This window comes from Streptoverticillium olivoreticuli subsp. olivoreticuli (assembly GCF_003391135.1).
Lineage (GTDB): Bacteria > Actinomycetota > Actinomycetes > Streptomycetales > Streptomycetaceae > Streptomyces > Streptomyces blastmyceticus.
On the sequence record NZ_CP031455.1, the window covers coordinates 3536722 to 3556310 of the forward strand.

A 19589-nucleotide genomic window follows, 5' to 3' on the forward strand; every position below is an offset into this window, starting at 1 on the left:
CGGGTCCGGCCACAACGCCTAGCAGGGCTGCACCGCCGCATGACGGCACAGGGGCCGTCCCTGTGCACGCGTTGGACAGGAAGGAGTACCCCCGGAATGGGTAGGAAAGAGTTCGAGAACGCCGGGGAGCCCTGGGACCCGCAGGCCAACCAGGATCAGGCGACCGACCCGGACACCCGCGTCTCTCAGAACGGCGACGTTCACAGCGGGATGGCTGACGACAAGGACCGGGAAGGCAAATGAAGCGTGGCGAGGACCTGATTCAGGACCTGAGGGAACAGGGCTTCATGCGGTGCGAGACCACCAAGGACGGCCAAGCCGTGATCATGCGCAAGGGCCGCCGCTGGACCGTCGTCCCTCTGCGATGGCTCACCGATGAAGCCGTGGACACCATCAAGGCTCAGGCCGGGATCAGCCTCGTCTGACCCATCCCACCGTGGCCCCACCCGTGCGCTCCTCCCCCGAGGCGTGCGGGTGGGGTTCTCGCGTATTGGCACCCGAGACCCCAGATCAAGAGCCGTTCCGTGCCCCGGCCGGCGATCCCCCACGCACTGGTCAGGGCAGCTGGCCAGATGCTGTTTTGCTGCGTTGCGAGATGATGCACTAAGGGCAGCCGTACCGGCAGCCTCTAAGGCCGACCACCCGCTCTGACCTCGTTACCGCGCCGCCGGAGCTACGCGAGCCAGAGCGATCCGTGCCGGTGGTTCGCCGGGAGTACGTCGATGTCGTCGGCGGCGCCGGTGTCGGCGTTCACCAGCCGTCGGGCGATCCCTGCCTGGCGGCGGAGCCGCTGCCGGGCGCGGCGTTCCTCCGTCGCGGACCAGCGCGCCACGGAACGGTCACGGTTGTGCCGGGGAAAGCAATAGACGTCCACCACGCGCCGCACGACCTGCGGCCGGACCCTCCGGGAGTCGCGCACGGCCTCGGCGACGCTGCGCGAGCTGTAGCGGAGGTCGAAGAGGATTACTGAACGCCAAGCACGGCCGGGCGGAGCGCTGTTGCCGAGTGAAAGGCGAAGGTGATGAGCGGTGCGTGCCACGGATACTCCGTCGGTAGCCACCGCCAGGTATTTCCTGACGGGCTACCGGAATCCCGTGGGGCCGTTCGCACGTACGTCTCTCACACGGGCAAGGCTACCCGGATCGCAAATTTCGGCGAGCGCGCCATCGCCTGCGCAGGATGAAGAAGACCACCAGAGCGATCGGTGGCGAGAGGGAGGTCAGCGTGGGGATTCCGGACGGCAGACCGCGACCCACCGCCAAGGGGAATGTGAGCGCCAGAACCAGGGGCGGGCAGATGTAGAGCACCGCGCCCGCCCACCGCCACGCCTTCTCGATCCGCTGCCACCACGGCCGGGTTTGAGCCCGGGGCTCGGTGTAGACGACGAGGACCGAGACCGGCCACACGACGAGAGCGGCGAGGAGGGGCGAGATCGCCACGCCGTGCCACCCCAGGAGCTCCCGTATGAAGGACGCGCCCGGATAGGAAAGCATCAGGAACAGCAGCACGTTGAGCGCGCCGTACCCGACCGCCTCCTTCACCGAGGTCGGGCTGTCCTCACCAACGGGCTGTTCGCATACACCTGGCATGGTTCTCCCCTTCCCTGTGTCGGGCGTTCGCCACACCGCCGAGACCGGTCACATCCGTGGTGAAGACGGCGACTTGCCTCTTCTGCTGTCGCGCGCTGACGGCGAGTACGGCATTGCCACGGACGCCTCTCCCGCTCCCTGGCCCCTTGAGCACCCCACGCGCTACTGTGCTCTCGCCTCGGTCCGGATGGGCTGATTCGGCCCATCCGCACAGCCGGTTCACCGACTTCCGGAAGGGACGGCGTCATCAGCATGAGGTTCGCCACGAGCAAGTCCCGACTCCTCGCCACGGTCGCGGCGGGATCCGCACTCACCTTTGCCCTGTCGGGCACGGCGCACGCCGACCGCCCCGACGTGTACGTCCAGCAGCTGGCGACCGGCCACTGCCTCACCTTCAACAACGGTGGTATGTACGCCGGGTCCTGTAACAACGGCCTCGCGAACTCCTTCTACGAGAAGGAACTCGGCAACGACTACGTCCAATACGTGTACAACGGCCAGGGAAACACCTGCCTGGGCATGAACTCCAACAACGACGACACCGTCGGGGCGTGGCCCTGCGACGCGGGCTACGAGTCGGTCTGGTGGCGTGACCGCAGAAGCGGCGGCATCGGCGCGAAGCTGTGGAACCAGTTCTCGATGATAGCCAAGCGCGCCGACCAGTGCCTGGATGCGGGACCGGACGGCCGGCTGGTCACCGCCGGGTGCAATGACGGCGGCTACCAGCGGTGGTCCGCCAGGAACAGGTGACGGCCCGGACCTGACCGCTGACCGGGCGGCACCCCGTCGTCGGTGCGGTCACGCGACCCACCAGACAGTCCCTGGCCGTTCCGGATCAAAGGTCAAGCTTCTTCACGTACTCCGAGAACGGCACCGACTCGGCCAGGGCGACTCGCTGCGCTTCCCGGAACGGCTCCGGGTCGCCTTCGAACACCTCTCGGTTGACCTGTGTTCCATCCGGCTCATAGTTCATGAGCACGACCGTTGACCGGTCGAACATCCAGAAGTCCTGGACGTCGGGGAGCGGGTTCTCCCGGTCGGTCACGTCCAGGATGCGAATGTCTTCGCCTGCCAGGACGTGAGGCTCGTAGTACATGAACTCGTACCGAAGGTAGTCCGACAATGGCCGGGTCACGATGTGGACCCGGCCCTTGACCTTCCCCTCACTGCGGAGCCGCTTCAGGTCGTCCGTGTAATCGTCGGAGTAGGCGTGAGGGTCGATCCGAGCTCCGGCGAGGAATTCCCGGATTTCCTCTTCCTCATCCGCTACCCGTGAGCCGCGTAAGCGCCATGCGCCCAACTCCCTTGGCGTCCGGCCTCGGACGGGCCGTCCTACAACGACGCTAAGGATGAAGCTCGCCCACTGTCCATGCCGGAACAGCGACATTCCCGTGTTCGACCAACGACCTCGGGTGCGATTGACCGGTCGTGCCGATTCACAGGTGCCCAGGCCGGCCACCTCGTCGTCGACGGCTCAGGCGCCGGGCGTGAGGCTGATTTTCCGCCCTCCGTCCGGTCGCGTGCGTGCCGCCACATCCGACACCGGTCCGATATGGCCGAGCTTCTCAGGGTTGGACACCGAGCGGATCGCCCGGATCGCGCCCTCGACGATGTCGAGTTCGAGCACGCTGGCCACACGCCCCTCGGCGTCGTACATCACGGCGCCCGGGCGGCCGTTGATCCGGGCCGGGCGGGGGGAGACGCCGAGCGTCCGGATCCGGCGGAAGCCGCCGAGGAGCAGTTGGGCGACGCGCCGTGGATCAGTCAGGGACTTCCCGATCGCCCGGGCCTTGCCGCCGCCGTCGCCGTGGAACACCACGTCGGGTGCGAGCATGCCGAGCAGTGCGTCCAGGTCGCCGCCCCCGGCGGCCTGGAAGAATCTGCGGGCGAGCTCCTCGCCCTCCGCGCGCCGCGCCGGAGGCGGTGTGCTGTCGGCAGGTCGCCCGACGGGGGCGAGGCGTTTTCTGGCGCGGGCGAAGATCTGCCGGCAGTTGGCCTCGGACTTGCCGACGGTTCTCGCCACGTCCGGGTAGCCGTATCCGAAGGCCTCGCGCAGCATGAACACCGCGCGCTCCACCGGGGTGAGGGTCTCCAGGAGCACGAGGAACGCCATCGACAGTGAGTCGGCCAGCTCGGCGTGTTCGGCCGGTCCCGTACGGTCGGCGGACACGACGACCGGCTCGGGCAGCCACTCGCCCACGTAGGTCTCGCGCCGTACCCGCGCCGAGCCCAGGTGGTTGATCCCCAGCCGGGTCACCGCCGTGGTCAGGTACGCCTTCAGGTCGGTGATCGTGGTCCCCGCCCGGTGCGCCCGGGTCAGGCCGAGGAACGCGTCCTGGACGATGTCCTCGGCGTCGCCCACGGATCCCGTCATCCCGTAGGCGATGGAGAACAGCAGCGGCCGGTACCCGACCGCGTCCGCCGCACCCACTGATCCCGACATGAAACCCCTCCCCCGGCCCGCACACCGCCACCTCACCCGAAGATCCACACAGCGTCCAGAGACGCACGTCACATCCGCTCCTGTCACAGCCTGCCGGGGTGCCCTGTCTTAGAGGGCACCAGCGCACAACGACCAAGGAGCGCACGATGGAAGCCCGACTGAACCCCTTCACCAGCCCGGTCGCGACCAAGTTCTGGAAGCACATCATCGCGGCGAACACGGTGCTCGCGGAATCGACGTTGCCGTTCGCGACCCAGGAACTGGTGAAGCTGCGCGCCAGCCAGATCAACGGCTGCGCGGGCTGCGTCGACATGCACACCAAGGAGGCCGCGCACGCCGGGGAGACCGCGACACGCCTCCACCTGGTCGCGGTCTGGCGGGAGGCCACGGTGTTCACCGACGCCGAGCGCGCCGCCCTGGAGCTGGCGGAGCAGGGCACCCGCATCGCCGACGCCGCGGGCGGGGTCACGGACGAGGCCTGGGCGAACGCCGCCGAGCACTACGACGAGGAGCAGCTCGCGGCCCTGGTGTGCGTCATCTCCCTCATCAACGCCTTCAACCGCGGGAACGTCATGATCCGGCAGCCCGCCGGCGACTACCGGCCCGGCCGGCACTTCTGACCGGGGACCAGGTCAGGTCCTTGTCCGGGAGCCGGCCCGTGGTGCCGCCCGTCACGCAAGCTTCACCTGCCGTCAGCCCGGCGGCGACCCGTACGCCGCCCGCGGCTCGGGGCCGGACGCTACGGTCCGGTCATGACGGAAATCGACCCGCGGCGCAGCGCACTCGTCCTCGTCGACCTGATGGAGCGCCTCGTGGCGCTGCCGCTCGCGCCGCGCGGCGGTGACGAGGTGGCCCGGACGGCGGGCGCGCTCGCGCGGCGGTTCCGGGCGGCGGGGGCGCCGGTCGTCGTCGTGCGGGTGGAGCGGCCGGGCACGGCGGAGCAGCCGCCCGGGAGCGCGCTGCTCCCGGGGGTCGCGGAGCCCGGTGACATCGAGGTCGTCAAGCGGACCGTCGGCGCCTTCCACGGCACCGGCCTGGACGCCCGGCTGCGCGAGCTCGGCGTGCGCACGGTCGTGCTCGCCGGGATCGCCACCAACCTCGGGGTGGAGTCGACGGCCAGGTCCGCCGCCGATCACGGCTACGAGCTGGTCTTCGTCGAGGACGCGATGAGCGCCCTGACGGCGGAGGAGCACCGGGCGTCGGTGACCTTGGACATGCCGCGGCTGGGCACGGTGGTCACCGCGTCGGAGCTGAGGGTGGCGGGCTGAGACCGGGGCGGCCTCAGCCGGCCGCGTCGTCGCCCAGCATCCGGCGGAGGAGGTCGCGCAGCACCGTGCGCTCCTGTGCCGACAGGCCCGCCAGCGGCTCGCGCGCGAAGTCCAGCGACTCGCGGAGCCGCTCGGCCGTGGCCGTGCCCTCCGCCGTGGCGGCGGCGAGCTTGACGCGCCGGTCGTCGGGGTCCGGGCGGCGCTCGGCCAGCCCGCGGGACTCCAGGCGGTCCACGATCCCGGTCACGTTGGACGGCTCGCAGCGCAGCTGCTGGGCGATCCGCCGCATGGGCTGCGGCTCGCGGGCGAGCAGGGCCAGCACCTTCGCCTGGGCTCCGGTGAGGGAGTGCCGGGCGGCCGCCTCCTCGTACTCCTCGTGGTAGCGCGCCACGACGGTCGCGATGAGATCGACCACTTCGCGGGTCAGTGCGTCGGTTCGGTGGACCATGAGATCCAGCGTACTCCGTTGCTTGACAACATGAAATATCGAGGAGCATGGTTGTTTCAGTTGCTGAAACATTAGGAGGCCGCCTTCCATGTCCGCATCCCCCGCCACCGGTCGTGAATGGCATCTCGTCGCCCGCCCCCACGGCTGGCCGAAGCCCGAGGACTTCGCACTGCGCGAGACGGAGATCGCAGAGCCCGGCGAGGGCCAGATCCTGGTGCGCAACATCCACCTCTCCGTCGACCCGTACATGCGCGGCCGGATGAACGACGTCAAGTCCTACCTCCCGCCGTACGGGCTCGACCGCCCCATGGACGGCGGCGCCGTCGGTGAGGTCATCGCCTCCGGCTCCGACGCCTTCGCACCCGGCGACCACGTCCTGCACGGCCTCGGCTGGCGCGAGTACGCGGTGGTCGACGCCAAGCAGGCCGTCAAGGTCGACCCGCAGGTCGCCCCGCTCTCCACCTACCTCGGTGTGCTCGGCATGCCGGGCCTGACCGCCTACGCCGGCCTGATCGAGGTCGCCTCCTTCAAGGAGGGCGACGCCGTCTTCGTCTCCGGCGCGGCGGGCGCGGTCGGCAGCGAGGTCGGCCAGATCGCCAGGCTCAAGGGCGCCTCGCGCGTCATCGGCAGCGCCGGTACGGACGAGAAGGTCAAGCTCCTGACCGAGGAGTACGGCTTCGACGCCGCCTTCAACTACAAGAACGGCCCCGTCGCCGAGCAGCTCCGGGCGGCCGCCCCCGACGGCATCGACGTCTACTTCGACAACGTCGGCGGCGAGCACCTCGAAGCGGCCATCGACTCCCTGAAGCTGCACGGCCGGATCACCGTCTGCGGCATGATCGCGCAGTACAACGCCACCGAGCCGACCCCCGCCCCGCGCAACCTCACGTCGGTCATCGGCAAGCGGCTGCGCATGCAGGGCATGCTCGTCGCCGACCACCGCGACCTCCAGCCGCAGTTCGTCCAGGAGGTCGGCGCCTGGATCCGCTCCGGCGAGCTCAAGTACCGCGAGACGGTCGTCCACGGCATCGAGCACAACGTCGACGCGTTCCTCGGCATGCTGCGCGGCGAGAACACCGGCAAGATGATCGTCACCCTCGACGCCTGAGCCTCCCCCCACTCCCTTTAAGGAACTGCCATGCCCGTTCAGCCCGTAGAGGTCCTCTACACCGCCGTCGCCACCGCCGAGAACGGCCGTGACGGCCGCGTCGCCAGCGACGACGGCAAGCTCGACGTCGTCGTCAACCCCCCGAAGGAACTGGGCGGCAGCGGCGCCGGCACCAACCCCGAGCAGCTCTTCGCCGCCGGCTACAGCGCCTGCTTCCAGGGCGCGCTCGGCGTCGTCGCCCGCCAGGAGAAGGCCGACATCTCCGGCTCCACCGTCACCGCCGAGGTCGGCCTCGGCAAGACCCCCGACGGCGGCTTCGGCATCAAGGTCGCCATCTCCGCGACCATCCCGAACGTGGACGAGGCGCGCGCCCGCGACCTGATCGAGAAGGCCCACCAGGTCTGCCCGTACTCCAACGCGACCCGCGGCAACATCGAGGTCACCCTGACGGTGGTCTGACCACCGCCGCGACGGCATTCCCGCCGCATGAACGAGCCCCGGCCACGAAGGCCGGGGCTCGGGCGTGTCTCAGTCGCATGTCTTATGGGTCGGCCCGGGCCGCCTCAGCCCGTGAACCCCGGCACCACCAGGCCGGACTCGTACGCGATCACCACCGCGTGGGTGCGGTTCTGCGCGCCGAGCTTGGTCAGCACGTTCCCGACGTGCGTCTTCACCGTCTCCAGGCTCACCGTGAGCGACTCCGCGATCTCCGGGTTGGACAGGCCGGTGGCCATCGACCGCAGCACCTCCTCCTCCCGCCCCGTCAGCGCCGCCTTCGGCAACGCCTCGGCGGAGTCCAGCGGGCGGGCGGCGACCATCCGGCGCAGTGCCGCCGGGAAGAGGATCGCCTCCCCGGCCGCCGCCACCCGCACCGCCTCCGCGATCTGCCGGACCGGATGGCGCTTGAGCACGAACCCGCCGGCCCCCGCGCCGAGCGCGGCGGTGACGTAGCCGTCGTTCTCGAAGGTGGTGATCACCACGACCTTCGGCGGTCCGGACGCCTCGGCTTCGGCGAGGAGTTGCCGGGTGGCCTCGATCCCGTTGCGGCGCGGCATCCGCACATCCATCAGGACCACGTCCGGCCGCAGCCGCCGCGCCTGCTCGACCGCCTCGACGCCGTCGGCGGCCTCCCCGACCACCGCGATCCCCGGCTGTGCCGCGAGCAGCATGCGCAGACCGCTGCGGGTCACCTCGTCGTCGTCCGCGATCAGGAGTGTGACGGGGGCGTTGGCGGGGACGTCGGCGGAAGGTTCGCCCGCGTCGGAGCCGGTCATGCCGACAACCGTACTGGCAGCCGGACCGCCAACCGCCAGTGCCGCGGCCCGTGCGGCCCGGCCTCGATCTCACCGTGCAGCAGCCGCACACGCTCGGCCAGCCCGGGCAGGCCGTGCCCGGACGTCGGGAAGGCACCCGTGCCCGCGCCCGTGACCCCGGTCCGGTTGACCACACTGAGCTCCAGTCCGTCCGGCCCGGCCGCCACCCGGACCTCGATCGGACCGCCCGCCCCGTGCCGCAACGCGTTCGTCAGCCCCTCCTGCAGGATCCGGTACGCCGCCCGGGAGAGCGTCCCCTGGACCTGCGCCAACTCGCCCGACAGCTCCGGCTCCACCACCGCGCCCGCGTGCCGAAGCCGGTCCAGCAGCTCGGGCAGGTCGGCCAGGGTCCGGGTCGGCGCCGTCTCCGCCTTCTCCTCGCGCAGCACGCCCAGCACGTAGTCCAGGTCCTCCAGCGCGGACCGGGCCGACTCCTCGATGCTGCGCAGGGCGGCCCGCGCCGCCGACGGGTCGGCGGAGAGCACCTCGCCCGCCACCGCCGCCTGGATCGTGGTCGCGGTCAGCGTGTGCCCGATCGAGTCGTGCAACTCGTGGGCCAGCCTGTTGCGTTCGGCCAGCCGCAGCTCCCGCTCGGCCGCCAGCGCGAGCCGCTCGGCCGACGACGGCCCCAACAGCCGCGGTGCCAGCCATCGCAGCGCGCTCGTCACCGCCACGCACAGGGTCGCCGCCAGCAGCACGCAGCCGAGCGCGGCCACCCAGCTCGGCCGGCCGCTCTCCGGCCGCACCGTCCAGCCGTTCACGCTCAGCCCCACCTCGGCGCCGGCCCAGCCTCCCGGGAGCAGCAGGCCCGCGATGAACAGCGCGATGCCCACCTGCGCCCCCGCCCAGCCCAGTGCCACGTGCAGCAGCAGCCACAGGGGAGTCCGCAGACGATCGGCGCCCACCGGTGCGGGAGAGGCCGGCCCGTCACCGGGCCGGCCCGTACGCCGGCGCCCGCCCACAGGGTCCGGCAACGACACCCCGAGCATCCGCCGGGCGCACGCGATCAGCACCCGCCGCGTGGTGCGGGCCAGCCCGATCACGCCGATCAGTACGGCCCATATCAGCAGGGTCAGCACGTACCGCACCCCCACCGGAGCGGATGGCCACGCCAGCGCCGGGAGCATCGCGAAAGGCAGCAGCGGAAGGCTCGCCAGCGCGCCGCAATAGGCGAACAGCGCACCCGAATACGTGGAGCCGCGCAGCAGCGGCCGGATTCCTCTGAACATGATCAGGCCAGTATGTCCGGACACCTCACCGGCGACCTCCCCCGATCGGGGGAGCGTTTTCTCCCGCCTTCCCGCGATGTGCGCACGGGCCCCCGGAATTCACAATCGCCTCCTGACCAGTTGACAGGAGAACGGCCGATGAACGCGCAAGAGATACAGACATCGAAGAACGGCCTGGCCACGGCCGCCATGGTGCTGGGCATCACCGGCCTGCTCACCTCGGTCGTCGTCATCGGCGGCCCGCTCGCCGTCATCGGCCTGATCCTGGGCATCGCCGCCCTGATGACGTCCGGGCGGACCGGCGCCGGCCGGCACAAGGCCGTCACCGCCGTGGTGACGTCGTCCCTCGCGATCGTGGTGTCGGGCCTGGTCGCCGTGTTCATGGTCTGGTACGCGAACAAGACGCAGGAGTGCTACCGGCCCGACAGCCTCCACGAATACACGCAGTGCGTCCGTCAGCACCTCACCGGGAAGTGACCGGCGAGTGGCCCGGCCCCGGGGCGGTACGGTGGGCGGCGCCTGGACGGCCGTATGTAGTGGACAGCCGTATGTATAGGACATCTGTCCATTCATCAACTGTCGATCGCCCATGGATATGACCGGTCCATGGTGAATGTCCGAGTGACCCCGACGGCCGGCGTCCGTGCCTTCGGCGCCGTGGATCCCCGCAATGGTGAACGAGGCGGCCGCATGACGAAAGCCCCCGGTGACGACCTGCGCATCAGCCTTCTCGGGCCGGTCCGCGCCTGGCGCGGGCAGGCGGAGATAGACCTGGGAACGCCCCAGCAGCGCACCGTCCTCGCGCTGCTCGCCGCCCAGGGCGGGCCGGTGCCCAGGGACCGGCTCATCGACGGCATGTACGGCCAACGTCCACCCGGGTGCGCGTCCGGCCTGCTCTCCACCTACGCCAGCAGGCTCCGCAAGGTCTTCGAACCCGAGCGCACCCCCCGCACGCACCCCAGCGTCCTCACCTCCGGGCAGGGCGGCTACGAACTGCGCATCGACAAGGGGGACGTCGACGTGCACGCCTTCGCCTCCGCGGTCGACCAGGCGCGGGAGAGGCGCGAGCTCGGCGACCTCCACGGGGCCGCCGGGCTCTTCGAGCGGGCCCTGTCGCTGTGGCGGGGCGAACCGCTCAGCGGCATCGCGGGCCCCTGGGCCCAGGAGAACCGGCCGATCCTCGCGGAACAGCGCATCGGCGTCATGGAGGAGCACTGGGCCCTGGAGCTGGAGCTGGGCCGGCACGCCGCGCTGACCTCCGAACTCACGGCGGCGGTCGGGCGGTTCCCGCTGCGCGAGAGCCTGCACGCCCTGCTGATGCGGGCCCTGTACCGCTCGGGCCGGCAGGCCGACGCGCTCCGGGCGTTCGCCGAGGCGCGCCGCGCGCTCGTCGCCGAGCTCGGCATCGAGCCCTGCCCGGAACTGCGGGAGCTGCACCGGCGCATCCTCAACGGCGACCGCGACGACGAGCCGCGCGCCATCCCGCCGTACTCCCCCGACGGCGGGCCGGGACCGGCACGCCCCCGGATGGTCCGCCCGGGTCAGCTGCCGCCCGCCCTGCGGCATCTCACCGGCCGGGACGCGGCCGCCGCCACCATGGTCGCCGCGCTGACCGCGCCCGCCCGGCACGGCGTCCCGGTGTGCCTGGTGTCCGGCATGGCGGGGGTGGGCAAGACGGCGCTGGGCCTGCACGTGGCCCACCGGGTGGCGGAGCACTACCCCGACGGCCAGCTCTACGCCCGGCTGGACGGGCCGCTCACCGAACCGGCCGCGGTGCTCGGGCAGTTCCTCCTCTCGTGCGGGATGCGTGTCGGCGACATCCCGGACGGGCTGGAGGCGCGCTCCGCCGCGTTCCGCTCGCTGCTGGTCGGCAGGCGGATCCTGGTGATCCTGGACGGCGTGGCCTCGGCGGCGCAGCTGTCTCCCCTGCTCCCGGGGGCGCCCACGGCCGGGGTGATCGCCACCGCCCGGCGGCCGCTGCCGATGCCGCTGATCACCGATCACCTGCCCCTCGACGTGCTCTCCCCCGCCGACGCCCGGGAACTGCTCGCCCTGACCTCGGGCCGCAAGCGCCGGGCGGCGCCCGAAGACGACTGGACGCGGCTCGCGGAGCTGTGCGGGCGGCTTCCGCTGGCCCTGAGCAGCGCGGCGGCGCGGCTCGTGGAACGCCCCGCGTGGACGGTCGCGCACCTGGCGGACCGGCTGGCGGACGAGGGCCGGCTCTTCTCGGAGCTGAAGTCCGGCGGGGCGGCGCTGAAGTCGGCGTACGCCAAGGACCACGACCGGCTCGGCGCGGAGCGGGCGCGGGCGCTGCGGTCGCTCGCGCGGACGGACGCGGCCGACATCTCGCCGGGGTCGGCGGCGGCGTGCTTGGGGGTGGGCGTGCGGGAGGCGGAGGAGCTGCTGGAGTCGTTGGTCGACGCGGGGGTGCTGGGGGCGCCGGGGATGGGGGTGTACGGGTTCCAGGGTCTGATGCGCTTGTTCGTGCGCGGGTGTGGGTGACGCTTCGTTTCCGGGTGCGGGTCCTGGGCGCCTGCGGCGGGCTTTTCCCGAAGCGGCTGCGCCGCTTGTCCTCAAAGGCCGGACGGGCTGAAATCAGTCGTCCGCGGTACGCGCGCGCGGGGAGCGACGGGTGCGCGACGATGGACCCCATGAGTCCAGTGCCTGATCCCGACCGGGATTCCCCGTCCGACTTCGGCCCGTTGGGCTTCCAGCTCGTGCTGCTGCGCAGGATGGCCGACCACCAGCCCGGGCTGGTCGAGGACGCCCTGCGCGAGCTGGGCGTCGACCGGTCCGGGATGCGGGAGGCCAATCGCCGCTGGCAGGCCATGCTGCACTCGCCGCGGCGGCGCGGCGCGGGCGCGCGCTACCGCTCGGTGCTCGGCCCGCCCGAGACCGTCGGCGAGCGGCGCATCGGCGACCTGACCTTCGAGGCGCTGACGTGGCCGGTGCCGCTCTGGCCCGACCTGCGCTTCGAGGTGCTCGCCGCGCCGGGCGGCGCGATCTGGAACGAGTGGCTCGTCCGCGCGCCGGGGGCCTCCGGCCCGGACCTGCGCACGGCCGGTGACCTGCTCCCCTGGTCGTGCACCGTGGACGAGGTGGCCCGCGCCTTCGCTCCCGCCCGCCCCATGGAAGGCACGGCGCCGACGCGCTGGCAGCTCGCTTTCACAACTCCTGAGGGCGACCGCGTGGCGGAGTTCACGTGGGGGCTGTTCCAGCGGCTGCTGTAGGCACGTCGCGCCTGCGGCGGGCTTGTTCCCCTCCCAGCCCCTTCCCGACTGCATCCGATATGCGGCTCCGCCGCGTGAGGGGGCTCCGCCCCCAGCCCCCCGGGGGGTGCGCAATTTCAGCCCGTCCGGCGTTTGAGGACAGCGCGCGAAGCGTGCTTCGGGGTCCGGGGCGGAGCCCCCACGCGGCGGAGCCGCAAATCGACACAGCCGGGAAGGGGCGGGGTGGGGAACAAACCGCCGGGCCGCACCCGACCGGGGTCCGGGGCTGAGCCCCGGCCTCGGCGGAGCCGAGCATCAGACGCTGCGGGAAGGGGCGGGTAGGGGAAAAACCCGCCCGCCTCGTCCTTTAGGCGGAGCCGGAACTGGCCGTTTACCCGAGGTGAGCCCGCACGGCCAGTGCCTAGCGTGGCTCCATGCCCCGTACACGCCTCCACCTGCTCGCCCTCGCGGCGGCAGCCGCAACGCTGGCCACCAGCTGCTCCCTCGGCGGCACCCGCACCACAGAGGACAGTGGAACCCCCGCCGCCACGGAGGAGCCGTCCAAGATCTCCATCCCGGACATCGGCGTGGCCAGCCGCCTGCTGCGCCTCGGGCTGAACAGCGACGACACCGTGCAGGTGCCGCCGCCGGAGAAGGGCATGACCGCCGGCTGGTACACGGGCAGCGCCAAGCCCGGCACTCCCGGCGCCGCCGTGATCATCGGGCACAACGACACCCGGGACGGCAAGGCCGTCTTCCACGACCTGGGCAAGGTCGGCAAGGGCACGGCCATCGACGTCGAGCGCGGCGACGGCAAGGTGCTGCGCTTCTCGGTGACCGGCACGGAGACGGTCGACAAGAACGCGTTCCCGACGCAGAAGGTCTACGGCAAGACCTCCGAGCGGGTCCTGCGCCTGGTGACCTGCGCGGGCGACCTCGACGCGAAGGGGCACCCCGTGCAGAACCTGATCGTCTACGCGGCACTCAAGGCGTGACACGCGTGAGGCCGGGGGCTGCGCAGCCCCCGGCCTCACGGCGACGGCTCAGACGAGCTCGGCCGTCAGGGTGATCGTCGTCCCGGTGAGCGCCTGGCTGACCGGGCAGTTCTTCTTGGCGTCCTCGGCGGCCGCGGCGAAGCCCTCGGCGTCCAGGCCCGGCACCTCGGCGCGGACGGTGAGGTGGATGCCGGTGATGCCCTCACCGGGCTGGAAGGTGACGTCCGCCTTGGTCTCCAGGCGGGTGGGGGGCGTACCGGCGCCGGTCAGGCCGTGCGAGAGGGCCATCGAGTAGCAGCTGGAGTGGGCGCCCGCGATCAGCTCCTCGGGGCTGGTCTTGCCGTTGGCCTGCTCGGCGCGCGACGGCCAGGAGACGGGGTAGTCACCGATGCCGGACGAGTCGAAGGTGACGGTGCCGCTGCCCTTGAGCAGTTCGCCTTCCCAGACGGTGTGCGCGGTGCGGGTCGTAGCCACGTTGTCGTTCCTCCATGGAATCAATGGGACATATCAAGATCGGGGGCGGTCCTCCGACCGCCACCGATCATCGGCCGGTCACGGCTCCGGGCCCGGTTCCGACACGCTCGCCGCCCGGGCCCCGGCCGGTGTCCGTGGACGGGGGCAGGTTCCAGGCGACGAGCGCCGGGCGCCCGTGCTCGGTGCCGATGCGGCTGACAGTAGCGGTGTCCAGCCGGAAGAGGGCACCCGCGGTGGGCGGCAGGCCGAGCCTGCGGGCGGTGAGCACCCGCAGGAAGTGCGCGTGCGCGACCAGCACCACGTCCCCGCCGTCGGGGTCGTCCAGCAAGGGGGCGATCCGGGCGAGCACCCGGTCGGCGCGGGCGCCGACCTGTGCGGCCGTCTCCCCCGGGTGCCCGGCGGCCCCGGGCGGGACACCGTCGTCCCAGAGGTACCACTCGGGCCGGGTGCGGTGGATCTCGTCGGTGGTGACGCCCTCGTAGCCGCCGTAGTCCCACTCGTGCAGGTCGGGCTCGGTCTCGGGGTCCAGGCCCGCGAGCTCGGCGGTCCTTATGGCGCGCTTGAGCGGGCTGGCCAGCACCGCCGCGATCCGCCGCCCGGCCAGCAGCGGGCGCAGCGCCTCCGCCTGGTGCTCACCGTGCTCGGTGAGCGGGATGTCCGTCAGTCCGGTGTGCCGCCCGGAGCGGCTCCACTCGGTCTCGCCGTGCCGGACCAGCAGGAGCTCACTCACCGGTCCGCTGCTCCCCGCCCTGCTCGGCCTGCGCCTGCGCCACGGAGGCCCGTACCTCGTCCATGTCCAGGGCGCGGGCCTGCTTGATGACGTCCTCCAGCGCGGCCTCGGGCAGCGCGCCGGGCTGGGCGAAGACGGCGATGTTGTCCCGCACGATCATCAGCGTCGGGATCGACCGGATCTCGAACGCGGCGGCCAGCTCGGGCTGGGCCTCGGTGTCGACCTTCGCGAAGACCAGGTCGTCGTGGCGCCCCGCGGCCCCTTCGTAGACGGGGGCGAAGTTCCGGCAGGGGCCGCACCACTCCGCCCAGAAGTCGATGAGCACGAATCCGTTGCCGGAGACGATCTCGTCGAAGTTGTCCTTGGTGAGCTCCACCGTGCTGCTGCCCATGCGTGACTACCTGCTTCCGGTTCTCTCGGTCGAGTACCCCAGCACCGCCAACCAGGCAGCGCCGGGCGCTATTCCTTCCGTGCCCCGCGACGTGGGCCGTCATCCGGTCGAGGGGTGGGGCGCGCCTCCACAAGAACGTCGAACGCGTCACGGCCGGTGCCGTTCCGGACACTCATGTTCCGCCTCCATCAAGGATTCGCATTGTTCACTCAAAAGCGAGCACTTGTTCACCCAGAGTTCGTCGTGTCCCGCGTTTCCCCGTCCCCACGGGAGAGACCCGACCACTCACAGAGAGCAGTGAAGCGATGGACTCCTTCCGGCACCTCGCGGCGCATCTGGGGCTCGACCTCGTCGCCGTCTGCCTGCTCACCTTCGCGGTCTACTACCCGCGCCATCGGCGCCGCGATCTGGTGCCGGCCTATCTGGCGCTGAACGTCGCCCTGTTCACGGTCGTCGCCGCCCTCGCCGAGATGAGCGGCGCCGGTGGCACGGCGCTCGGCTTCGGCCTGTTCGGCGTGCTGTCGATCATCAGGCTCCGCTCCGACTCCGTGCAGCACGAGGAGGTCGCGTACTACTTCACGACGCTCGTCCTCGGCCTGCTCTGCGGCCTGCCGCACCTGGCCTTCGGCCTCACCGCCGGGCTCAGCGCCGTGCTGCTGCTCGTCATCTACGTCGCCGACCACCCCCGGCTGCTCGCCCGCACCCGCCGCGCGGTCGTCACCCTCGACGCCGTCCACAGCGACCCCGCGGCCCTGCGCGCCGACCTCGCCCGGCGGCTCGGCGAGCCCCTCAACTGGACGGTCATGGAAGTGGACTTCGTGCGCGACCTGACCGTCGTCGACGTCCGCTACCGCGAGCCCGAGCAGGGCGCGGGCGCCCGCCGGGCCGCGCCCGCCGAGCCGGCCCGCAGCACGGCACCCGCCTGGGAGTCGGTGTGAGCCCGGGGGCCGTACGGGCCATCACCGAGGCCGCCCACGCAGCGCAACCCGTCTCGCTCGCCGAGGTCAACGCGCGGGCCGAGCTGCTCGCGCGCTTCGACCGCAGCTATCTCGTCCCCGCTCCGGTGTTCCTGCGGATGGCCGGACGGCTGACCGACCCGCACCGGCCCGGCGGCCCCTTCCGGGCACTGACCATCGACGGCAGACGCGCCTTCCGCTACCACTCCGTCTACTACGACACCCCCCGGCTGCGCTCCTTCCACGACCACCGCCAGGGCCGACGCCTCCGCTTCAAGATCCGCGAACGCGTCTACCAGGACACCGGAGAGCGACAGTTCGAGATCAAACTCAAAGGCGCCCGCGGCGACACCGTCAAACACCGCCGCCCCCTCACCGGCACCACCACCCCACTCGACACCCCCTGCCACACCTTCCTCACCCAGACCCTCCACCACGCCTACGGCATCGACCCACCCACCGCACTGCACCCCTCCCTCAGCACCGACTACCTCCGCGCCACCCTCGTCGCCGACGGCGAACGCATCACCTGCGACGCAGGCCTGACCTGCAACGACCTCCACACACACCGAACAGCCCACTGCGACACCGAACTTGTCCTGGTCGAAACCAAGACGACAGGCCACCTCACCGAAGCCGACCGACTGCTGCACACCTACGGCATCCGACCGGCCGTCTTCACCAAATACTGCAGCTCATTCGCATGGCTGCGCCCCGGCCTGCCCGGCAACCGCTGGCGCCGAAACGCACACCACGCGTTCGGGACGCCTGCCTGAGAAAAGCGAAACGCCGGACGGGCAGAAGAACCAAGCCCGTCCGGCGTTTGCGTGCCCGCAGGCCGTTGTCAGCCGCGACGCCGCCTGAAGATCCTCTTCGCGGCGTAGATGATGCCCACGATCAGCAGCACGAGGAACAGGACGATCAGGATCCCCACGATCAGCAGGAACTTGCCGAGCTTCGCGAAGAAGCCCTTCTTCTTTTTCTTCTTCTCGGACTTCGAGGCCAGTTCGACGGTCGCCGGGGCGGCGGCGGCCGTCCGGGGCGCGCTGCCCCGATCGCCCGTGGACGCGTCGGACGGTCCCGCGGCCGCTGCCGGGCGGATCGCGGTGGCCGCGGCAGCCGTGTGGGTCGCCGTGGCCGTCAGGCCCATGACGGCCATCGCGACGACCAAGGCGCCGACTATCGAGCGTGCGATCCGGTGCATCATCTTCGTTTCTGTCCTTACGGTCCGTAGACGGTCGTGACCTGCGTGTTTCCTTGGCCGTGGCGGCCGCTGCGGCACAGGCCGGAGGAGAGTACCGGCGCTCTGGCCCTCGATCAAGGCGAGCGCGGAAGCACGCCCCGTCCCGCCGTGCGATCCTCCCGCTCCCAAGACACTTTAGAGGTTGCGCAACTGGGGAAGTTTCATGGAGTCCGTCACGCCAACGCCATCGGGGGACGCCCATGGACAGTCTGGACCACTTGAGGGTGGAGGACACACCCGACTTCGAACACGTCGTTCAACAGGCACTGCACTTCCCCGAGATCAGGGACGCGGTGCGCGGCGGCACCGCGCCGGTCAGCGCCGAACAGCTGCGCACGATGGCGCTCCGGGCCCGCGTGGAGATCGCGGCCACGGCCGCCGACGAGTACCGCGCGTACCTCCGGACGCGCACCACCGCACCCGAGGACCCACCCCCGCCGGCGCCGGACGGCCGGTCGGTGCGCGGCTTCGGCGGCGGGCTGCTGGGAGCGCTGGGCGTGCTCGTGCCGACGCTGGCGGCGGTGGGCTCCGCGGCCTTCCTGCTGCTCGGCTACGGGCTGCGGCTGACCGGCACTCAGGAGCACCTCGCGGACGGACTGGTGACCGCGGGCTGGACGACGGCCGTCGTCGCGGCGGCGACCGCGGCCGCCGCGGGGGCGACGCTGCTCGTCGCGGCGGTACGGCAGCGCCCCGCCCCGGACGACGAGGCGCAGCCGGAGACGGAGACGGAAGTGGCACGCTCCCGGCAGGAATGGCAGCAGGCCCTGCTGGAACGCGGCGTACTGCCCTTTCTCCACTCGGCCCTCCAGGAGCCCCGCCATTCCCCATGACCACGACACCGGCCGAGGCGACGGGGGCTTACCGCAGCGCGACCCCCTTCGCGTCACCGTCCGGCAGCGTCTCCCCCGGGCACCCCTCCAGGACCTTCCGCATCGCGTCCCGCTCCTCCTCGGTGACCCACAGCCCGTACGCCTTCTTCACCGCCACCTGCCGGGCCACATATGTGCAGCGGAACCCCTTGTTGGCGGGCAGCCAGGCCGACGCGTCCTTGTCACCCTTGCCCATGTTCGCCGGACCGTCCGCGGACACCAGGTTGAGCGGATCGTTCGCGAGTGCCTCGCGCCGCGCCTGCGGGAGCTTCTGCGCCCCGGTCTGCCACGCGTTCGACAGCGCGACGATGTGGTCGATCTGCACCGCCGACGACGTCTTCCGCCCGCGCTCGAAGCGGATCTTCCCGCCGGTGTACGGGTCTGCCAGCGTCCCCGCGTCTATCACGCACTTCGAGCCGCTCTTGAACTTCTTGTCCGTCAGATCGCGGGCCAGTATGTCGTTGCGGGTGTCGCAGGAGTTCCCCGAGCCGGGGGCGGACGTCGAGTCCGACCACGCCGGGCCGAACTTCGCCTCCCGGTCGTAGCCGGACTTGGCCGCCGCCTTCTTCACCGGCAGCTCCGCCAGGGCCGCCCGCGCGGTGCCCGGCCCGCCCTTGTCCTTCTCCCCGGCCGAGGAGCATCCGGCCAGGGCGGCGGCCAGCAGGACCGCGGCGAGAGCTGTACGGGTGGTGCGGGGGTTCACGGGAGACGGCCTCGTTTCGTATCGGAGCACATACCTGCGCGGACCGGACGGGAGAGCACCCGCCCCGGCCCCGTAAATGATCACTCAGGGGCCGCCATATGCCCATATCGGCCCACCCTCACGCGAACATCCCCCGAGGGCAAGGAGTGGCGAGAGTGGGGCGCCTAAGGTTGCAGAACCACGGGGCGCTGCTGTTCCTCGATGTACTGGCGTACGACAGTCGGTGGTGCCGCGCTGCACGATCCGGCGAAGTAGGAGCCGGACCAGAAGCGTCCGCCCCACAGGTACCGGCGGACGTGCCCGGGGAACTCCTGCCGGAGGCGACGGGCCGATACGCCCTTGAGGGAGCCGACCAGCCGGGACAGGGCAGCCTTCAGCGGATAGTGCGCCAGGAGGTGCACTTGACCGGTCTCGCCGTTGAACTCGATCAGCTCGGTTTCGAAGTCGGCGCAGACGGCGCGCATGACTTCTTCGCATCGTCGGAGGATCTCGTCGGTGAACGGACCGCGCCGGTCTGGGTGTGAAGACCAAGTGGGTGTGGAGGGTGTAGATGACCGCACGGCCCCTGCGGATGTTGGGGTTTGGCTCCGAGCCTGGTGACATAGATCTACGATCGCGAGT

26 protein-coding genes and 1 pseudogene are annotated in these 19589 nt (G+C 71.3%); 14 read left to right on the forward strand and 13 right to left on the reverse strand.

The features are described from left to right. Positions 1-96 precede the first annotated feature (96 nt). On the forward strand, positions 97-243 hold the full coding sequence (locus DXZ73_RS38120; protein WP_162890174.1) for a hypothetical protein: 147 nt from the start codon (positions 97-99) through the stop codon (positions 241-243). Further along, positions 240-425, forward strand: coding sequence for a hypothetical protein (locus DXZ73_RS15090; RefSeq protein WP_116211512.1), 186 nt, complete (start codon positions 240-242; stop codon positions 423-425). The genes DXZ73_RS38120 and DXZ73_RS15090 overlap by 4 nt, the downstream gene beginning before the upstream one ends. Positions 426-673: 248 nt before the next feature. Here the strand turns inward: DXZ73_RS15090 and DXZ73_RS15095 are convergent, their stop codons facing one another. Continuing rightward, entirely contained in the window at positions 674-1039 is a 366-nt protein-coding gene (locus DXZ73_RS15095) for a hypothetical protein (protein ID WP_240351352.1), read from the reverse strand. A 94-nt stretch (positions 1040-1133) separates the two neighbouring features. Next, positions 1134-1589 carry a hypothetical protein gene (locus DXZ73_RS15100; protein WP_162890175.1) on the reverse strand — a complete coding sequence of 152 codons (456 nt, stop codon included), beginning with the start codon at positions 1587-1589 and terminating at the stop codon, positions 1134-1136. A gap of 252 nt (positions 1590-1841) precedes the next feature. Between DXZ73_RS15100 and DXZ73_RS15105 the strand changes: the two genes are divergently transcribed. Continuing rightward, complete coding sequence (locus DXZ73_RS15105; protein WP_116211514.1) at positions 1842-2339, forward strand: RICIN domain-containing protein; 498 nt, start codon at positions 1842-1844, stop codon at positions 2337-2339. Between the two features lie 85 nt (positions 2340-2424). On the opposite strand, the gene DXZ73_RS15110 is transcribed toward DXZ73_RS15105, so the two are convergent. Both DXZ73_RS15110 and sigJ read right to left on the reverse strand, forming a co-directional pair. Further along, positions 2425-2976: a DUF6879 family protein gene (locus tag DXZ73_RS15110; RefSeq protein WP_240351353.1), complete on the reverse strand. Its 552-nt coding sequence runs from the start codon at positions 2974-2976 to the stop codon at positions 2425-2427. Between the two features lie 87 nt (positions 2977-3063). Further along, positions 3064-4032: an RNA polymerase sigma factor SigJ gene (gene sigJ / locus DXZ73_RS15115; RefSeq protein WP_116211515.1), complete on the reverse strand. Its 969-nt coding sequence runs from the start codon at positions 4030-4032 to the stop codon at positions 3064-3066. A gap of 146 nt (positions 4033-4178) precedes the next feature. Here sigJ and DXZ73_RS15120 point away from each other — a divergent pair, with 146 nt between their 5' ends. Next, positions 4179-4652 (forward strand): carboxymuconolactone decarboxylase family protein, encoded by a 474-nt coding sequence (locus DXZ73_RS15120; protein ID WP_116211516.1) that lies wholly within the window; start codon positions 4179-4181, stop codon positions 4650-4652. 132 nt (positions 4653-4784) lie between these two features. Next, a complete protein-coding gene (locus tag DXZ73_RS15125) occupies positions 4785-5300 on the forward strand; it encodes an isochorismatase family protein (RefSeq protein WP_116211517.1) in 516 nt (171 codons plus the stop codon). 13 nt (positions 5301-5313) lie between these two features. Here DXZ73_RS15125 and DXZ73_RS15130 read toward each other — a convergent pair whose 3' ends face one another. Further along, positions 5314-5748 (reverse strand): MarR family winged helix-turn-helix transcriptional regulator, encoded by a 435-nt coding sequence (locus DXZ73_RS15130; RefSeq protein ID WP_116211518.1) that lies wholly within the window; start codon positions 5746-5748, stop codon positions 5314-5316. A gap of 88 nt (positions 5749-5836) precedes the next feature. Here DXZ73_RS15130 and DXZ73_RS15135 point away from each other — a divergent pair, with 88 nt between their 5' ends. Next, positions 5837-6856: an NADP-dependent oxidoreductase gene (locus DXZ73_RS15135; protein ID WP_116211519.1), complete on the forward strand. Its 1020-nt coding sequence runs from the start codon at positions 5837-5839 to the stop codon at positions 6854-6856. Positions 6857-6886: 30 nt separating this feature from the next. After that, positions 6887-7315 (forward strand): organic hydroperoxide resistance protein, encoded by a 429-nt coding sequence (locus tag DXZ73_RS15140; protein ID WP_116211520.1) that lies wholly within the window; start codon positions 6887-6889, stop codon positions 7313-7315. 104 nt (positions 7316-7419) lie between these two features. Here the strand turns inward: DXZ73_RS15140 and DXZ73_RS15145 are convergent, their stop codons facing one another. Next, the gene (locus DXZ73_RS15145; RefSeq protein WP_116211521.1) at positions 7420-8130 is read right to left on the reverse strand and encodes a response regulator transcription factor; all 711 of its coding nucleotides are present in this window, start codon (positions 8128-8130) and stop codon (positions 7420-7422) included. Beyond that, positions 8127-9398, reverse strand: a complete 1272-nt coding sequence (locus DXZ73_RS15150) for a sensor histidine kinase (RefSeq protein WP_116211522.1) — start codon at positions 9396-9398, stop codon at positions 8127-8129. Before DXZ73_RS15150 ends, DXZ73_RS15145 begins: the two co-directional genes overlap by 4 nt. A 138-nt stretch (positions 9399-9536) precedes the next feature. Here DXZ73_RS15150 and DXZ73_RS15155 point away from each other — a divergent pair, with 138 nt between their 5' ends. The 4 genes from DXZ73_RS15155 to DXZ73_RS15170 all read left to right on the forward strand — a co-directional run bounded on the left by DXZ73_RS15155 (position 9537) and on the right by DXZ73_RS15170 (position 13602). Beyond that, a complete protein-coding gene (locus DXZ73_RS15155; RefSeq protein ID WP_116211523.1) occupies positions 9537-9875 on the forward strand; it encodes a DUF4190 domain-containing protein in 339 nt (112 codons plus the stop codon). 213 nt (positions 9876-10088) lie between these two features. Then, complete coding sequence (locus DXZ73_RS40085) at positions 10089-11900, forward strand: AfsR/SARP family transcriptional regulator (RefSeq protein WP_162890176.1); 1812 nt, start codon at positions 10089-10091, stop codon at positions 11898-11900. Between the two features lie 149 nt (positions 11901-12049). Continuing rightward, on the forward strand, positions 12050-12628 hold the full coding sequence (locus tag DXZ73_RS15165; RefSeq protein ID WP_425315840.1) for a hypothetical protein: 579 nt from the start codon (positions 12050-12052) through the stop codon (positions 12626-12628). 413 nt (positions 12629-13041) lie between these two features. After that, on the forward strand, positions 13042-13602 hold the full coding sequence (locus tag DXZ73_RS15170; protein ID WP_116211526.1) for a class F sortase: 561 nt from the start codon (positions 13042-13044) through the stop codon (positions 13600-13602). Positions 13603-13650: 48 nt separating this feature from the next. Here DXZ73_RS15170 and DXZ73_RS15175 read toward each other — a convergent pair whose 3' ends face one another. The 3 genes from DXZ73_RS15175 to trxA all read right to left on the reverse strand — a co-directional run bounded on the left by DXZ73_RS15175 (position 13651) and on the right by trxA (position 15197). Further along, positions 13651-14076 carry an OsmC family protein gene (locus DXZ73_RS15175; RefSeq protein ID WP_116211527.1) on the reverse strand — a complete coding sequence of 142 codons (426 nt, stop codon included), beginning with the start codon at positions 14074-14076 and terminating at the stop codon, positions 13651-13653. A gap of 67 nt (positions 14077-14143) precedes the next feature. Next, positions 14144-14806, reverse strand: a complete 663-nt coding sequence (locus tag DXZ73_RS15180; protein ID WP_116211528.1) for a histidine phosphatase family protein — start codon at positions 14804-14806, stop codon at positions 14144-14146. After that, positions 14799-15197 (reverse strand): thioredoxin, encoded by a 399-nt coding sequence (gene trxA, locus DXZ73_RS15185; protein ID WP_116211529.1) that lies wholly within the window; start codon positions 15195-15197, stop codon positions 14799-14801. The genes DXZ73_RS15180 and trxA overlap by 8 nt, the downstream gene beginning before the upstream one ends. A 305-nt stretch (positions 15198-15502) precedes the next feature. On the opposite strand from trxA, the gene DXZ73_RS15190 reads away from it, so the two are divergent. Together DXZ73_RS15190 and DXZ73_RS15195 are read left to right on the forward strand one after the other, a co-directional pair. Continuing rightward, on the forward strand, positions 15503-16135 hold the full coding sequence (locus DXZ73_RS15190; protein WP_116211530.1) for a DUF4956 domain-containing protein: 633 nt from the start codon (positions 15503-15505) through the stop codon (positions 16133-16135). Continuing rightward, positions 16132-16929: a polyphosphate polymerase domain-containing protein gene (locus DXZ73_RS15195; protein ID WP_116211531.1), complete on the forward strand. Its 798-nt coding sequence runs from the start codon at positions 16132-16134 to the stop codon at positions 16927-16929. Before DXZ73_RS15190 ends, DXZ73_RS15195 begins: the two co-directional genes overlap by 4 nt. Positions 16930-16997: 68 nt before the next feature. On the opposite strand, the gene DXZ73_RS15200 is transcribed toward DXZ73_RS15195, so the two are convergent. Then, positions 16998-17360 (reverse strand): hypothetical protein, encoded by a 363-nt coding sequence (locus DXZ73_RS15200; protein WP_116211532.1) that lies wholly within the window; start codon positions 17358-17360, stop codon positions 16998-17000. A 236-nt stretch (positions 17361-17596) separates the two neighbouring features. On the opposite strand from DXZ73_RS15200, the gene DXZ73_RS15205 reads away from it, so the two are divergent. Continuing rightward, positions 17597-18226 carry a hypothetical protein gene (locus DXZ73_RS15205; protein WP_116211533.1) on the forward strand — a complete coding sequence of 210 codons (630 nt, stop codon included), beginning with the start codon at positions 17597-17599 and terminating at the stop codon, positions 18224-18226. Positions 18227-18254: 28 nt separating this feature from the next. On the opposite strand, the gene DXZ73_RS15210 is transcribed toward DXZ73_RS15205, so the two are convergent. Both DXZ73_RS15210 and tnpA read right to left on the reverse strand, forming a co-directional pair. After that, a complete protein-coding gene (locus DXZ73_RS15210; RefSeq protein WP_205519171.1) occupies positions 18255-18968 on the reverse strand; it encodes an HNH endonuclease family protein in 714 nt (237 codons plus the stop codon). A gap of 164 nt (positions 18969-19132) precedes the next feature. Beyond that, a pseudogene (gene tnpA / locus DXZ73_RS15215) lies at positions 19133-19571 on the reverse strand (IS200/IS605 family transposase). Positions 19572-19589 lie beyond the last annotated feature (18 nt).